Origin of the sequence: Vibrio sp. 1CM24A, assembly GCF_023161725.1 — a bacterium.
Classification (GTDB): Bacteria; Pseudomonadota; Gammaproteobacteria; order Enterobacterales; family Vibrionaceae; genus Vibrio; species Vibrio coralliirubri.
On the sequence record NZ_JALNTS010000008.1, the window covers coordinates 159448 to 173954 of the forward strand.

The following is a 14507-nucleotide window of genomic DNA, read 5'->3' on the forward strand; positions in this document are numbered from 1 at the left end:
TTCTTCCTTGTATAAGCTGCGCGCCGAACAATCGGTTTATCGATTCAGTTCTTCAATAACGAGTTTTCATAACTAAAGATAAGTTATACCAAAGTTACGCCAATAAAAAACGCCCACATTAGCAATGTGGGCGTTTTATCGATTAACTTATCTGGTTGAGCTTACAACTGAGAAACAGTCTCTAGGAATAAGCCTTTGACGGATGAAGACTAGGTGCTGAGGACTAAACCTTAAATTGCTTAATCTTACCGTCGAGTTCTTGCGCGTTGCTTTCCATAAGCTGAGAGGTCTCTAGCAGCTCACTAACAACAACCACTGAAGCTTCAACAAGCTCGCGTACATTGGTCAGGTTGACGCTCATCTCTTCAGCAACACTGCTCTGTTGGCCTGCAGCTGTCGCGATCTGGAAGTTCATATCATTGATTTGATTGACTTGGCTTACGATGCCGTCAAGCTCAGAACCAGCATTGGTTACCAGATCAACGCCTTCAGCCGCTTCTACAACACTCTTCTCCATCAGCTCTACCGCAGAGTTAGCGCTGCTTTGTAGATGACTGATCATGTCTTGAATCTCTACCGTCGCTTGCTGAGTACGCTGCGCAAGGTTACGAACCTCGTCGGCAACAACCGCAAAACCACGCCCCGCTTCACCGGCACGTGCCGCTTCAATCGCAGCGTTCAATGCTAATAGGTTTGTCTGTTCTGAAATGCCTTGGATAGTACCAACCACACTGCCAATTGAGTCAACGCGTTCTTCTACTTGGTTTACCGCGGCTGCAGATGCTGCGATATCTGAAGATAGCTCACTCATCTTAGACACTGACCCTTGAACGAACTTCTGACCAGTAAGAGCTTGGCCTGATGCCTGTTCAGTCAATGACGAAGCGCTTTGCGCATGCTCAGCGACAGTTTGCACCGTCGACGTCATCTCACTCATTGCTGTTGCCAGCTGATCGATCTCGTTGAACTCTTCTTGCGCTGACTCTTTGGTTTCAGACATGCTGATGGTCATCACTTCCGTCAGAGCAAACAGCTCATCAGAAGAGGCCACCTGAGTTTTGATCATGTCGTTCAGTTGAACGCGAGTTTTTTCAAGTTCGCGTGCCACATCGCCGTATTCATCTTTACAGTCCATTTGAATCGGCACTGATAAGTTCTTATCTGCCATGGTTTTAATGGCGTCATTAAGGTATTGAGTCTGGCGCAGCATAACGCGCGCCGCTGCTAACAGAAGAACCACAAACACAATGATCATCAAGGCTGTTTGCCAAGCCACTTGAACTAGGTAAGTCTCGTAATGCTGTTGTGCGACTTGCGCATTGTTCGTTACAGCAAGCAATGAATCGTAAAACGTACTTGCGTCCCATAGCTGCTTCGAAATGATCAAGATAGTGCTGAATATCATCAACATGACCATTTTTGGAACGAGACGAACGTCAGAGATTACCCTTTCCCACGGCTTGAATGACAGTTTAGTCATTGTCAGTTCTCCATTAATTCTTATATATTGATGGCTTCTATATCCGCGAGGTGGCTATGTCAGTCAAAGTTCGCGATTTATTTTGAGCCTCGTATGAATGTTGAATAATACCAAAGACGCCACCAAGCCGATGAGCTTATTGTCACTGATTCTCTCTTTCTTAGCGTTATTTGTGATCTCAGGCTTATTGTTCGTACCGATCGATAAAGAATCGAAACAAGTCCTTATCGGCCTCGATTTTATAATCTGTAGTGTTTTTCTTTTTCAGCTCACAATTGATCTATTCAGATCACAAAACAAAAAAGAATTTCTAAAAGTACACTGGATCGATTTCTTAGCAAGCATCCCAATGATCGAGCCTCTTCGTTTCGCTCGCATTTTTCAGATCCTGCGTGTGATTCTTGTGCTTCGCTCGGGTAAACGCGTTTTCAGAGAGCTATTCCGCAATCGCAAAGAAACCACCCTCGCCTCAATTATATTGTTGCTGGTCATTCTCCTGACCATAGGAGCGGGAACAATACTGCTGTTAGAACACAAAGATCCCACTGCTAACATCACCACTGGGCAAGATGCTTTATGGTGGGCATTTGTGACCATCAGTACGGTGGGATATGGCGATCATTATCCAGTCACGAGTTCCGGAAAATTAGTCGCCTCTCTGGTGATCATTTGCGGAGTGGGTGTATTTGGTATGATTTCAGGCTTGATTACTTCTTTGATCACCTCTCCAACTCATCATGAGAATCAACGAGCGGAAAACAAAGAGAAGCACCTTGAGAAGATCATCGAGCAACAACAGAAGATCTTAGAACGACTCGAAAAGCTTGAGCAACAAACAAAAAAATAGGGCCGGAGCCCTATTTTCAAATTCATACTTATATTGATATAGATATTGAATCTAGTCTTGCCAGTATGGCTCAACCTCAACACTGATTTGGCGTGTCTGTTCCATCGCATGCAGAATGGACACTTCTTGACGAGCCAGCCAACGCTCTAGCTGAACCTTCTCATCGCCTTCCAACTTCTCAGTCAAAGGCTCTAATGTTTTAAGTGCCAGCAAGTCATCAATGCCTTGCACCATATCGGCCCAAGGTAAACGGAAACTGTTTCGCTCAGCGTCATCATACAAACTCGCGAAACCAACACCAGAATATAGGTTTCGCATCAAACGGTATTGCTGCTCAATATACGCTTGGCTAGTCATCACTCGCTCTGGTGGGAAAGCTTCCATCAAGTCTGCCCATGTGCGATCGAGTTGCTGCACGGAAAACCATTCAATACCACGACCCATTTGCTCACGCGCTTTCTCATCTAAGAAAGGCTGCCAGCCACGAGACAAGATCCAACGGCTCAAATCTAACAATAAACCGGTGTAACGAGCAGAGCTCAGCAAGGTAAGCAGATCTTCACGATCTGGCAGTTGCTCTTGCATCTCTTTAAGCTCAGCGACTAAGAACTTACGCGCATCGAGTTTACGTAGTACATGGCCTTTATCTTCCAGCAAGTCTTCGAAGTGATCATAGCTTTTCAGCCAGTCGAGCTCTTGCTCAAGCCACTTCAACTCTTGACGTAAAATAGCACTCGCGCGTCTTGGGACAATGCCACCATAGATAGTGAAGGTTTGACGAATAAAACTCAGCGAGTGGCTGATCTCATGTAGCGCTTCAATCGATTGGCGCTCAGTGAAAATCTGCTCGTGATAGTGCCAATGAGCGAGAGCATGCTCTAAAGATTGAATGAAACACGATTCAACGGTATCACTTTTGTCAGTATCAACTAAGGTCAAAGGAGTGGCTTCATCTCCTTGATAACCTTGAGCAAGGCGGTAACCCTTAGCTGCTTTGCTTAGGTTACCCAAACGCATGCCACCTTGTTCGCAGAATTGGCGAGACAATGTAAATAGCGCATCCGTCTGACCGGATTTAAGTTCCAATTCAACTTCGCAAATCGGTTCTTGCAGGTCGCCTGATTCAACAAAGCCTTGATCGAATGCGACCTCGACTTGGCTACCATCAGGCATACCAATCAACCACTGCTCACGCGTGAAGTTAGTAGAGAACAGAGGAGTCAGCTCAGCTTGCAGCGTTTCGATGTCTTTACCTGCTGGCCAGATATCCTCTGGGTGCAAGGCTAGCTTAGGTTCGTTGCTGTCGTGCTCTGCATTGTATTCAGGCCTTTGGTGCAGGCCAGCAACCACACGACCAGCAGTCTTTACGGTTTGTACAAATACGTCATCAAAGCGTCGAATGCGTAAGCCTGTATCGTGCTTACGTAGCCAGTTGTCAGCGGTGTCAAAGTAGATGTTACCTAGCTCACGACAACTGTGCTGAAGTACTTTAGTTTCAGCAATTTTATTGCGTAAAGTCTCTGAAAATTCAGGAGAAACAAAAAACTTCAGTTCTATCTCGGTTTCCATAGTTATACCTTTCTGTGAAGATAGGGACAGGATATTGCCAATTTGAAAAGTCGGCAAGTCAGAAATATCGCCCTTATGATGATCTAAAACAGTTTTAATGAGAGATTGATTAGGTTAACATGCGCGACTTTGTAGCCATCGCTTAACATTTCACCATGAATATGGTGTATGTTGTTTTAAGGTTATTATTTATTAGGTTGGATGACCATGCCAGTAAATACAATTATGGGGTTATTTGCAAAGTCCCCAATTAAACCTTTGCAGCGTCACGTAGTATGCGTGAACGAATGTTGTTCTCACCTAGTTAATTTCTTTGAAGTTTCTTCAAAAGGTGACTGGGAAAAAGCATCAGAAATTCGAGCTCAAATTTCTCACCTTGAGAAAGAAGCTGACGTACTAAAACGTGAAATTCGCCTTAAACTTCCTCGTGGTTTGTTTATGCCAGTTGATCGCACCGATATGTTGGAGCTATTAACGCAACAAGACAAACTCGCAAACCTAGCGAAAGACATTGCTGGCCGTGTATATGGTCGTCAACTTGTCATTCCTGCTCCAATGCAAGAAAACTTCATCGCTTACGTTAAACGTTGTCTAGATGCAGCGAACCAAGCACAAAACGTAATCAATGAATTAGACGAATTACTTGAAACTGGCTTTAAAGGCCGTGAAGTAACACTCGTTGCCGAAATGATTCATCAATTAGATGTAATTGAAGATGACACGGATGCGATGCAGATCGAACTACGCCAACAACTAATGGCAATTGAAGGCGATCTGAATCCAGTTGATATCATGTTCTTATACAAAATTCTTGAATGGGTTGGTGGTATTGCAGATCAAGCACAGCGTGTAGGCGCTCGTCTTGAAGTAATGCTTTCTCGATCTTAAATCATACGTTAACCATATAACGAAGAGCATTTTTTGAACAAACCACTTATGCGCTGAGTATTTCTCTCGCTGAGCGGTTTTTTGCGTCTAAATTTGTTCCGCTTGTTATCAAACAACTAGGTATTACGATGGATATCCTTGCTAACTACGGCACTGTCCTGATTATTGTTGCAGCAGCTTTCGGTTTCTTGATGGCTATTGGTATTGGTGCAAATGACGTTGCGAACGCAATGGGCACCTCAGTAGGCTCTAAAGCTCTAACCGTTAAACAAGCGATCATTATCGCAATGATCTTTGAATTCGCAGGTGCTTACCTTGCGGGCGGCGAAGTAACAGACACGATCCGTAAAGGTGTTATCGAAACGTCTCTATTCGCTCATCAACCTGATGTACTTGTGTACGGCATGATGTCAGCACTTCTTGCTGCTGGTACATGGCTACTTCTCGCTTCTTACATGGGCTGGCCTGTTTCTACGACTCACTCAATCATCGGTGCAATCATCGGTTTTGCGTGTATTTCTGTAGGTACTGAAGCTGTAGACTGGAACAGTGTTCAAGGTATTGTGGGCAGTTGGATTATCACACCCGTTATTTCCGGCTTCTTCGCTTACGTGATATTTGTAAGTGCTCAACGACTGATTTTTGATACAGAGAACCCGCTATTCAACGCGAAACGCTTTGTACCGGTATACATGTTCATCACAACGATGGTGATTGCACTTGTAACCATCAAGAAAGGTCTTAAGCACGTTGGTCTTCACCTAAGCAACACTGAAGCATGGGTTTGGGCTGCTGCCGTTTCTGCGCTTGTTATGGTCGGCGGTTACCTATACATCCAGAAGAAATTTGCTAATCGTGAAGAAGACCACGGCTTTGCCGGTGTTGAAGGCATCTTCTCTGTACTAATGGTTATCACAGCTTGTGCGATGGCATTTGCACACGGTTCAAACGACGTTGCGAACGCGATTGGTCCACTGTCTGCTGTTGTATCAACCGTTGAGCACATGGGTGAAATCACAGGTAAGAGTACTATCGCATGGTGGATTCTTCCTCTAGGTGGTTTCGGTATCGTTGTTGGTCTTGCAACAATGGGTCATAAAGTAATGGCAACCGTTGGTACTGGTATTACAGAACTAACACCAAGCCGTGGCTTTGCTGCACAACTTGCAACTGCATGTACAGTTGTACTAGCTTCAGGTACTGGCCTTCCAATCTCTACTACACAAACACTCGTTGGTGCTGTTTTAGGTGTTGGTTTTGCTCGTGGTATCGCAGCACTAAACTTAGGCGTTGTACGTAATATCGTGGCTTCTTGGATTGTGACACTGCCTGCAGGTGCTCTACTTGCTGTTGTGTTCTTCTACGGAATTCAAGCTGCGTTTACTATGTAATCGCGACTGCGCTAGTGAATACTAGCGTCAGAACAGTGTGAGCTTCAGTAGCGATATGTAAATGCCATGTCATTATTGACTCAAACGCACAGAAAGGGAGGCTTTGCCTCCCTTCTTTGTTGCACCGCATAAAGAAACTAAATATTATTTGCTGATTGAGGCTGACTCATACGCCTACCCAATTTGAATCGTTAAGGGATTTACTGTGAAAAAACTGATTAGCTTAGTTTTGTTCGCAATGCTTGCGGCTCCAGCTGCCTTTGCACAAGACCGTTATATTGCTGACAAACTATTTACTTATATGCATTCTGGCCCAAACAACACATTCCGTATCATCGGTAGTGTTGATGCTGGTGAAAAGATTACATTCCTACAAACTAACAAGAGTACGGGTTACACCCAAATTCAAGACAACCGTGGTCGTAAAGGTTGGGTTGAAAGTAAGTTTGTGAGCACTCAAGAAAGCATGGCACTGCGTATGCCTAAGCTAGAGAAAGAGCTGACGGAAGTTAAAGGTAAGCTAGCGAATGCTCGTCAGAGTGCTGACAGCGAAAAAGCTGGCCTAGCAAGCTCTCTAGATTCTCGTAACAAGCAGATTGCTGAACTAGAACAGAACTACAGTGAAATTAGCCAACAGCTAACGAGCTCTCAAACAGAGAACCGTGAACTGCGCGCTAAGCTAGACACTCAAAAAGACGACCTGCTATTGAAGTACTTCATGTACGGTGGTGGTGTTGCGGGTATTGGTCTACTTCTAGGCCTTGTTCTGCCACACATCATGCCTCGTCGCAGAAAATCACCAAACGGTTGGGCGTAGACGTAACGCTTGTATCAGGTACAGTAAATTCAGTATCGAATATCAAAAAGGAGCACCGAGGTGCTCCTTTTTATTTGTCTGTTATCTAGATACCTTTAGAGCTCGCTAGCCTTTCCACTCGTAAAGAGCTGGGATTTCTATCTTCTGCTGATTGAACTCTATGATCACCGATTGTGGCTTAATCTCCAGTAATTGAATGTCTTGTCCAATCCAATCTCCTTGCGCCACTTCTTGACCGTTCACTTTTACCCAACGCTTAGTTTCGCTACTCGAGTACATATGAGTTTGTAGGTCTAACTTAGGAAGGACTCCTGATAAGCTATTGGTGTGCGTTTCCAACTCAATAACCTGAGAGCCTCTTTGCCCTGCGGGTCTAGAGTCCATCGGCTCAGGAGCGCTTTGTTGCTCACCCATAATGGATTCAAGCTTCAATGCTAAATCAGGTGGCAACTCACTGAGGTCTAGCCCTTGCAGCAGATCGCTGTCTGATTGCTGATAATTGCCTTTATCGCTTACACCAGGTCCAACTTCAGGCTCAGCTAATGACAGCTCTGAATCATCTATCGTTCGCGTACTGCTCTCGGCTATGACTACCGGCACAGTAACTCCACTAGAGAGGTTAGTGCTGTCAAAATAAACCTGAGCATAAACCTCTTGCCGAGGTAACGACTTTAACGCCTTACTTGTCGGAGCTGAACGCACCACAAACAGAGGCCCATCTTCCATTTCTTCTTCCGCATTCAAGTCAGCCGTTTCGACATCCTTGAATTGAGCTGGCTGTGGTTCTGTGTTCGAAGTGGTGACAGCTTGGCTAGCCGTTTGCTGTTGATGGTAAGATTGATAAGCCAGAACGCCACCTACCAACAAAGAAGGAACCAAGATTAAGAGTAGCCCCATCGCTAACGATGAACCTCGCTTGTTGCTCATCCCTTTTGCAGAATTAGGAACATGATGATTCTGGTAGCCTTTGAAGTTTAGTTTGCTAAGAGAGTGCTGATTAATAGAAGACGGCTTGTGAGACGACTGTTTAAGTTCGTGCATAATACGTGACATTAACTTTCGTCCCCTTCTAGTGACATCAGCTTAGGCGAATCGAGTTGAGCTAATCTCTGCAACCTTGCCAAGGTGCGCTTACCTGCAATGCCATCAACAGACATACCCTGCCACGTTTGAAATGCTTCGATTTTCATTTTTAACTCATAGTCAAATACATCACTACCGGAAACAACCTCTCCTAATACTTCAGAAAGCAGTAGATCAAGTAAAGCAACCGCTTCACCTTGATAGCCCTCTTTGAGGGTCTCTCGCAGCGGCTGTTTCCAAATAGCGACATAATCGCCTTGCCAGATTTTCTCTAAGGATTGCTTCGGCATCACCAACAACTTTTCATTCACCAGTAACTCGACAGAATCCTCAGACACACCATACAGCACAGCAAACACTGGCTTTTGGTCTATGTCGAGATTAAGTACCACAGGCACACCTAGTTCTAACAATGTATCCAAATTGGCCTGTTGCAGCTCGCATACAAAGACACTTTGTGGCTCACTTAAGCACAAGCCATCACGCAGTGAAGATTGATACCCCCACAGCGTATACAAGTCTTTGATAGCAAGAGAACGATTGGTCCCCTGCATCAAATGTTGTTGAATGTGTTGTGGCAATTCAAACTTGGCAGGTTTTGGCTCAGCTACCAACTTAGGAACATCTGATACCAAAGAACGCTGAGTACGTGCTAACACTTCCGTCTTCGCTTCATCTGAAGCATCCGTAGGCAACCAAGCATTGATATAGCCTGGAGCGAAGTTAAAGGTAGCTATTGCAAGACCAACGCTTAACGTCGCAATCTCTGCGTATTGGAATAACTTGGGCGCAGCACGAGAAGTTCGAGGTTTCTCGACATGATAGACATCGGCCTGAAAGGACATAACCTGCTGACATGCTCGGTTAACCGTTTCATTGCTCGGTAGCTGCTCACCATCATGAAAAGCCAACTGCAGTGCTTTATCACACACCAAGTTAATGAGCCTTGGAATACCATGCGTATATTGAGCAATCAGCTTGATAGAACGGTTCGAAAACAACATCTGATCGCCACCCGCCGTCTCCAAACGAAACGCGATGTACTTACCCGTTTCTTCAGTATTAAGAGGCAGTAAGTGATAACGACCAGTAATGCGCTGTGCTAGCTGACGTAGCTGCGTAGTTTGTAAGTGCTGTTGTAATTCCGGCTGGCCGACCAACAGTACTTTTAACAGCTTGCGACTGTCGGTTTCCAAGTTTGTTAGCAGGCGTAACTGCTCCAACACATCGGCAGCGAGGTGTTGGGCTTCATCGATCACCAATAGGGTTTGAATGCCTTCGGCATGGCTATCAAGTAGAAAATAATGAATAGCCTGACTGAGCTGTTTCAACGATGCCTGTTCTGGGTACTCGACCTCAAACTCATCGCAGATAGCTTCAAGTAAATCCGTATTGGAAAACGTAGGGTTAAGTATAAGGCCAGCCTGAGTATGACTATCCAATGAAGACAACATCGCCTTAGCGACCGTTGTTTTCCCAGTACCAACCTCACCAGTAAGCATCGCAAAGCCCCCACCCTCGCCTAAACCGGCTTGTAGGTTCTGCATAGCTTCTTGATGGCGCTGACTCAAAAACAAGTAGCGAGAATTTGGTACAATCGAAAATGGCATCTCAACGAAGCCAAAATATTCCTTATACATGTGCTGCCCTATAATTACGATTAATGGAAAGTACCATTGCTTGCAGTAAAGTCCAGCAGTGATAAAACATTTCGAGGTGATAAGTTGCAAATTTACGATAGCCTACCAAAAGACAACGGGCTACAACGCTATCTAGTCGGTGGAGCAGTGCGCGATAAGCTGCTCAATATTGATAGTTATGATAGAGACTGGGTCGTGGTAGGGAGTACCCCTCAACAGATGGAAAACCTTGGCTTTACTGCTGTGGGAAAAGATTTCCCCGTATTCTTGCACCCAAAAACCAAAGAAGAGCACGCACTGGCTCGCACTGAGAGAAAATCCGGTTCCGGTTACACTGGCTTTGAGTGCTACTTCGCTCCAGACGTGAGTTTGGAAGAAGATCTGATGCGTCGAGATCTGACCATCAACGCTATAGCTCAAGATGATAAAGGCCAACTTCACGATCCTTACCATGGTCAGAAAGATCTCTCAGATCGTATCTTAAGACACGTTTCAGACGCTTTTGTTGAAGACCCTCTTCGTGTACTGCGTGTGGCTCGCTTCGCCGCCAAGCTTCACCATCTTAACTTTACGGTTGCCCCTGAAACCATGGATATGATGAGTGAGATCGTCCAATCTGGTGAGCTGGCACATCTTACTGCAGAACGAGTTTGGCAAGAGTGGCATAAGTCTCTTAGTACGCCGCACCCTGAAGTGTTCCTCTCTGTATTGAAAGAGTGTGGTGCATTGGCAGTCGTATTACCTGAGATTGACGCTCTATTTGGCGTCCCTCAACCTGAAAAATGGCACCCTGAAATAGACACGGGTATTCACACTCTGATGGTTGCTCAGCAAGCCGCACTATTAAGCCCATCGCTACCGGTACGCTTTGCTGCTCAAGTGCATGACTTAGGTAAAGGCGTCACGCCAGAAAGCGAATGGCCAAGCCACAAAATGCATTGCCACACAGGTTTGAAGATCATTAAGAAGCTGTGTGAGAGAGTCAGAGTGCCCAATGAGTTCAGAGATCTTGCGTTGTTAGTGTGCGAGCAGCATTCTAATATCCACCGCGCAGGTGAACTAAAGCCAACCACCTTTCTCAAGGTTCTCAACAAGTTTGATGTTTGGCGTAAGCCAGATAGACTCGACGATATACTGCTTTGCTGCCAAGCCGATCACGCAGGCCGAAAAGGATTAGAAGATCAGCCGTATCCTCAAAAAGCGCGTTTTGAAGTAGCTTACCAAGCGGCGCTTCAAGTCGAAGTCAAAGCGATCATTGCCGATGGTTTTAAAGGTAAAGATATTCGAGAAGAACAAGAGAAACGTAGAGCCATCGCAATTGAAAGTGCCCTATCAGAACTCGCTGCCAGTTAATCGTCACCGCTCTAACTAAAACGCATTAAAAAGCCCGCTGTTAAGCGGGCTTTTTGTTTCAATCTTTACAGCGAGACCGTTGTCCGCGTCTGTTACTGCATCATTAAGAAAGCAAACAGACCACAACCTAGAATCAGGCGGTAGATAACGAACGGTGTCATGCCCATACGAGAGATAAGCTTCAAGAAGAAGTGGATACAGATGTAAGCACTGATGAAAGACACCGCAACGCCCGTTAGCAAAGTGCCAACATGGATTGGGTCACCGCTTGTCACCAACTTAAGACCTAAATAACCACCAGCCAGAGTGATGATTGGGATAGACATTAGGAAAGAGAATCGAGCTGCCGCTTCACGTGTGAAACCAAGGTAAAGCGCCGCGGTAATGGTTGCGCCAGAACGAGACGTGCCCGGAATGATCGCCATTGCTTGAGCAAGACCAATAAACAGCGCCTTTTTCCAACCCGCTTGGTATTCGTCATCGCGCAGGCTTGAGTTCTTGTCCACCCACCATAGCAATAGACCAAAGATAATCGTTGTCGTCGCGATCACCCACGCACTGCGCAAGTAAAGCTCAACAATATCTTTCATCAACAAGCCAAAGATACACGCAGGAATCGTTGCGAGAATGATCATCCACGCTAGCTTCGCTTCTTTACTGCGATCACCTTTAAACACTGAACCAAAGAATGCGCTCAACAGAGAGACCACTTCTTTACGGAAATAGATAACCACGGCTGCCAAAGTACCAACGTGGACAGCAACATCAAAAGCCAAGCCTTGATCTTCCCAACCTAAAACAGCAGAAGGAAGGATTAAATGTGCAGAACTGGAAATAGGTAAAAACTCAGTAAAGCCTTGCACCAACGCCAACATAAACGCTTCAAAATAACTCATTACTTACCTTAAAAATTATAGTTTTATATCTACGACAGAGAGCGAGTCTAATTGCTGCATCTTCTGCCATATTTCACTGACGGTTCTTCCGTCTTGCGGGATCACTCTCGCAGGACAAAGATCATAAAGCGGTTGTGTTACAAAAGGATATTTGTAGATATCACTGCGTGGTAATTCTGGTTCGCGCTCAGAAACCACCTCTCCAAACAGCACAATATCAAGATCGAGTTTTCGATCTTGAAGTTTGTGCGCATCTTGAGAGCGACCCCATTTAAACTCAATTTTACGCAGCTGCTGTGAAAATTCAGTCAATGAGAGTGACGTGTCGAGCTCTATCACAAAGTTATAAAACGGATGGCTATTAAAACCCACGGGCTCACAGTGATAGACTTTAGAGCATTTAAGGTTAGTCCCTAACGATTGAAGCTCTGTCCATGCCACCCTTGCATGCTTATCGCGGTCTATGTTCGTGCCAACACCAACATAGGCTACTGTCATGCTTGACCTCGTTCGATGATCACGCCAACGGCTTTTGCTTGTGGCACTGCGCCAGGTTTCGCTAAGCGGATTTTAATCCACGGCACAGAGAATTGAGCCATGATCAATTCAGCGACTTCTTCTGCCACACGTTCAACCAATAGGAATCGGCCATTCGCAATGTGATCAAGCACAGCTGTACTCACAGTCGAGTAGTCCAAAGCATCGACTACATCATCACTCTTACCCGCTGGGCGGTTGTCATGAGCCATTTCAATATCAAGCACAAGTTTTTGTTTAATCTCTTGTTCCCAATCGTAAACACCGATCGTTGTAATTACTTCTAGCTGTTCAATGAAAACTTTATCCAGTGCCATGACTTGTCCTTTTAGAGGTCGGATACCCATATGGGGGAAAAAAACGTATTATTTGCGTAATTCGAGATATGATATCAATTACTCTTGGATTGAGCATTATTTTCCCATCGTTAGGCTTATAACCGTTTAAGGAAAGACATGACCCCATTGGCACTAATCATGATCATTGCAGCCTATTTGCTAGGTTCAATCTCTAGTGCGGTCTTGATATGCCGAGTCTTAAGACTTCCTGATCCAAGAACGGTAGGCTCCAATAACCCGGGAGCCACCAATGTCCTGCGCGTTGGCGGTAAAGGCGCCGCTGCTGCCGTCCTCCTGTGTGACATGCTGAAAGGCACTATCCCTGTCTGGCTTGGCTACTACCTCAAGATCGACCCAATCATTCTTGGGGTTGTCGCAATTGCGGCGTGTCTAGGTCATATGTATCCGATCTTCTTCCACTTCAAAGGTGGTAAAGGCGTGGCAACTGCACTCGGAGCTATCGCCCCAATAGGATTCGATCTAACCGGAATGATCATGGCAACTTGGTTAGTGGTCGCGTTTTTGTTTCGTTACTCTTCTTTAGCTGCACTGGTTACTGTGCTACTTGCCCCTTTCTACGCTTGGTTAGTCAAACCTCAATACACACTGCCTGTAGCCATGTTGTGTTGTTTGATCGTGTTGCGTCACCATCAGAATATCCGCCGCCTACTCGATGGCAGCGAACCAAAACTCGGACAAAAAAAATCGGCTTAAACTGTCACGTCTAAGCCGAACCATAATATTCAGTATTTAAAGCTTACAGCAGATGTTTATCTAAAAACGTCTTCAGCATTGTGTTCACAAACTCTGGTTGCTCTAACGAGCTAATATGACCTGCGCCAGGAATCACCACTAATTCACTGCCCGTAATGCAATCGTGCATTAGGTATGACTCAAGTACCGGACGTGGTTTATCTTCTTGTCCTACAGCAATCAAAACAGGCAGAGCAAAGTTCTCTACCGATTCAATCATATCGCGACGTCCAAACACCATTCGACCAATTCGTGCCACTTCTTCAGCGTTGTCGCCCTCAAGAGCTGATAACTGCTGAGTAAAACCTTCAACTAAAGCTGGCGTGTTGGTTTGAGCATCATTAGCGAAGAACAGTGGCACAACCGCTTCAACAATTGGCTGAGGAACCGTCTTGGTTTGAGTGATGGTATCTAACATGCTGAAGTACTTAGCGTGAGCAACTTCTGGCTCTAAACCCACAAAAGTATCCATTAGAACCAAAGACTTAATACGTGAAGGTGCAAGTTCCGCTAACTCAGTACCCCACATACCGCCAACCGATAAGCCAACCACTGAGAATTCTTCGATCTCTAAATGATCAAGCAGAGCCAAAACGTGCTGAGCGTAATCTTTCAAGTTACGCATCGAAGTGGGTGCTGCTTGAGATTCACCATGAGACCAAAGCTCTGGAACAATACAGCGATACTGAGTTTTTAACGCTTCGATCTGCGGCTTCCACATTGCACTATCCCAAAGGTAGCTGTGGCCGAGTACAACAACAGGGCCTTGACCTTCATCTAGGTACGCCATCGATTGATTGTCTACTGTGAACTTGTTCATTTTCTTCCCTAATCTCTATCAGCAATTATTTATCGACATACAGTCGGTAAGCTAGGATATAAAAACGGCCGCACAAGGCGACCGTTTATCGAAAC

Annotated in this window: 14 protein-coding genes; 6 read left to right on the forward strand and 8 right to left on the reverse strand. The window is 45.3% G+C overall.

The genetic code is table 11. The annotated features are described in order from the left end of the window. Positions 1-223 precede the first annotated feature (223 nt). Positions 224-1480 (reverse strand): methyl-accepting chemotaxis protein, encoded by a 1257-nt coding sequence (locus MSG38_RS18365; protein WP_052880123.1) that lies wholly within the window; start codon positions 1478-1480, stop codon positions 224-226. 97 nt (positions 1481-1577) lie between these two features. On the opposite strand from MSG38_RS18365, the gene MSG38_RS18370 reads away from it, so the two are divergent. Next, positions 1578-2327, forward strand: a complete 750-nt coding sequence (locus tag MSG38_RS18370; protein ID WP_248384566.1) for a potassium channel family protein — start codon at positions 1578-1580, stop codon at positions 2325-2327. A 51-nt stretch (positions 2328-2378) separates the two neighbouring features. On the opposite strand, the gene MSG38_RS18375 is transcribed toward MSG38_RS18370, so the two are convergent. Beyond that, complete coding sequence (locus tag MSG38_RS18375; protein ID WP_248402368.1) at positions 2379-3896, reverse strand: inorganic triphosphatase; 1518 nt, start codon at positions 3894-3896, stop codon at positions 2379-2381. 207 nt (positions 3897-4103) lie between these two features. Here MSG38_RS18375 and MSG38_RS18380 point away from each other — a divergent pair, with 207 nt between their 5' ends. From MSG38_RS18380 to MSG38_RS18390, 3 genes are all read left to right on the forward strand, one after another. Further along, on the forward strand, positions 4104-4784 hold the full coding sequence (locus tag MSG38_RS18380; RefSeq protein ID WP_010434644.1) for a TIGR00153 family protein: 681 nt from the start codon (positions 4104-4106) through the stop codon (positions 4782-4784). 128 nt (positions 4785-4912) lie between these two features. Continuing rightward, positions 4913-6175 (forward strand): inorganic phosphate transporter, encoded by a 1263-nt coding sequence (locus tag MSG38_RS18385; RefSeq protein ID WP_048609672.1) that lies wholly within the window; start codon positions 4913-4915, stop codon positions 6173-6175. A gap of 205 nt (positions 6176-6380) precedes the next feature. Further along, positions 6381-6992 carry a TIGR04211 family SH3 domain-containing protein gene (locus tag MSG38_RS18390; protein WP_017062917.1) on the forward strand — a complete coding sequence of 204 codons (612 nt, stop codon included), beginning with the start codon at positions 6381-6383 and terminating at the stop codon, positions 6990-6992. A gap of 105 nt (positions 6993-7097) precedes the next feature. On the opposite strand, the gene MSG38_RS18395 is transcribed toward MSG38_RS18390, so the two are convergent. Next, the gene (locus MSG38_RS18395; RefSeq protein ID WP_248402369.1) at positions 7098-8045 is read right to left on the reverse strand and encodes a general secretion pathway protein GspB; all 948 of its coding nucleotides are present in this window, start codon (positions 8043-8045) and stop codon (positions 7098-7100) included. Then, positions 8045-9715, reverse strand: a complete 1671-nt coding sequence (locus MSG38_RS18400; protein WP_248402370.1) for an ExeA family protein — start codon at positions 9713-9715, stop codon at positions 8045-8047. Before MSG38_RS18400 ends, MSG38_RS18395 begins: the two co-directional genes overlap by 1 nt. Before the next feature lie 36 nt (positions 9716-9751). Here MSG38_RS18400 and MSG38_RS18405 point away from each other — a divergent pair, with 36 nt between their 5' ends. Beyond that, on the forward strand, positions 9752-11068 hold the full coding sequence (locus MSG38_RS18405) for a multifunctional CCA addition/repair protein (RefSeq protein WP_248402371.1): 1317 nt from the start codon (positions 9752-9754) through the stop codon (positions 11066-11068). Between the two features lie 92 nt (positions 11069-11160). Here MSG38_RS18405 and MSG38_RS18410 read toward each other — a convergent pair whose 3' ends face one another. The 3 genes from MSG38_RS18410 to folB are packed head-to-tail and all read right to left on the reverse strand — an operon-like array spanning position 11161 to position 12818. After that, a complete protein-coding gene (locus MSG38_RS18410; RefSeq protein WP_059021541.1) occupies positions 11161-11964 on the reverse strand; it encodes an undecaprenyl-diphosphate phosphatase in 804 nt (267 codons plus the stop codon). Between the two features lie 15 nt (positions 11965-11979). Next, complete coding sequence (folK, locus tag MSG38_RS18415) at positions 11980-12462, reverse strand: 2-amino-4-hydroxy-6-hydroxymethyldihydropteridine diphosphokinase (protein ID WP_059021543.1); 483 nt, start codon at positions 12460-12462, stop codon at positions 11980-11982. After that, a complete protein-coding gene (gene folB / locus MSG38_RS18420; protein WP_059021545.1) occupies positions 12459-12818 on the reverse strand; it encodes a dihydroneopterin aldolase in 360 nt (119 codons plus the stop codon). The genes folK and folB overlap by 4 nt, the downstream gene beginning before the upstream one ends. 138 nt (positions 12819-12956) lie before the next feature. Here folB and plsY point away from each other — a divergent pair, with 138 nt between their 5' ends. Further along, positions 12957-13553, forward strand: coding sequence for a glycerol-3-phosphate 1-O-acyltransferase PlsY (gene plsY, locus MSG38_RS18425; protein WP_009847793.1), 597 nt, complete (start codon positions 12957-12959; stop codon positions 13551-13553). Between the two features lie 43 nt (positions 13554-13596). Here plsY and MSG38_RS18430 read toward each other — a convergent pair whose 3' ends face one another. Further along, entirely contained in the window at positions 13597-14412 is an 816-nt protein-coding gene (locus MSG38_RS18430) for an alpha/beta hydrolase (protein WP_086971310.1), read from the reverse strand. Positions 14413-14507: the final 95 nt, after the last annotated feature.

Bases quoted from the DNA above. Each gene is read 5' to 3' on its own strand.
- MSG38_RS18365 (WP_052880123.1), bottom strand. From the start codon at position 1,480: ATGACTAAACTGTCATTCAAGCCGTGGGAAAGGGTAATCTCTGACGTT.
- MSG38_RS18370 (WP_248384566.1), top strand. From the start codon at position 1,578: ATGTTGAATAATACCAAAGACGCCACCAAGCCGATGAGCTTATTGTCA.
- MSG38_RS18375 (WP_248402368.1), bottom strand. From the start codon at position 3,896: ATGGAAACCGAGATAGAACTGAAGTTTTTTGTTTCTCCTGAATTTTCA.
- MSG38_RS18380 (WP_010434644.1), top strand. From the start codon at position 4,104: ATGCCAGTAAATACAATTATGGGGTTATTTGCAAAGTCCCCAATTAAA.
- MSG38_RS18385 (WP_048609672.1), top strand. From the start codon at position 4,913: ATGGATATCCTTGCTAACTACGGCACTGTCCTGATTATTGTTGCAGCA.
- MSG38_RS18395 (WP_248402369.1), bottom strand. From the start codon at position 8,045: ATGTCACGTATTATGCACGAACTTAAACAGTCGTCTCACAAGCCGTCT.
- MSG38_RS18400 (WP_248402370.1), bottom strand. From the start codon at position 9,715: ATGTATAAGGAATATTTTGGCTTCGTTGAGATGCCATTTTCGATTGTA.
- MSG38_RS18410 (WP_059021541.1), bottom strand. From the start codon at position 11,964: ATGAGTTATTTTGAAGCGTTTATGTTGGCGTTGGTGCAAGGCTTTACT.
- folK (WP_059021543.1), bottom strand. From the start codon at position 12,462: ATGACAGTAGCCTATGTTGGTGTTGGCACGAACATAGACCGCGATAAG.
- folB (WP_059021545.1), bottom strand. From the start codon at position 12,818: ATGGCACTGGATAAAGTTTTCATTGAACAGCTAGAAGTAATTACAACG.
- plsY (WP_009847793.1), top strand. From the start codon at position 12,957: ATGACCCCATTGGCACTAATCATGATCATTGCAGCCTATTTGCTAGGT.
- MSG38_RS18430 (WP_086971310.1), bottom strand. From the start codon at position 14,412: ATGAACAAGTTCACAGTAGACAATCAATCGATGGCGTACCTAGATGAA.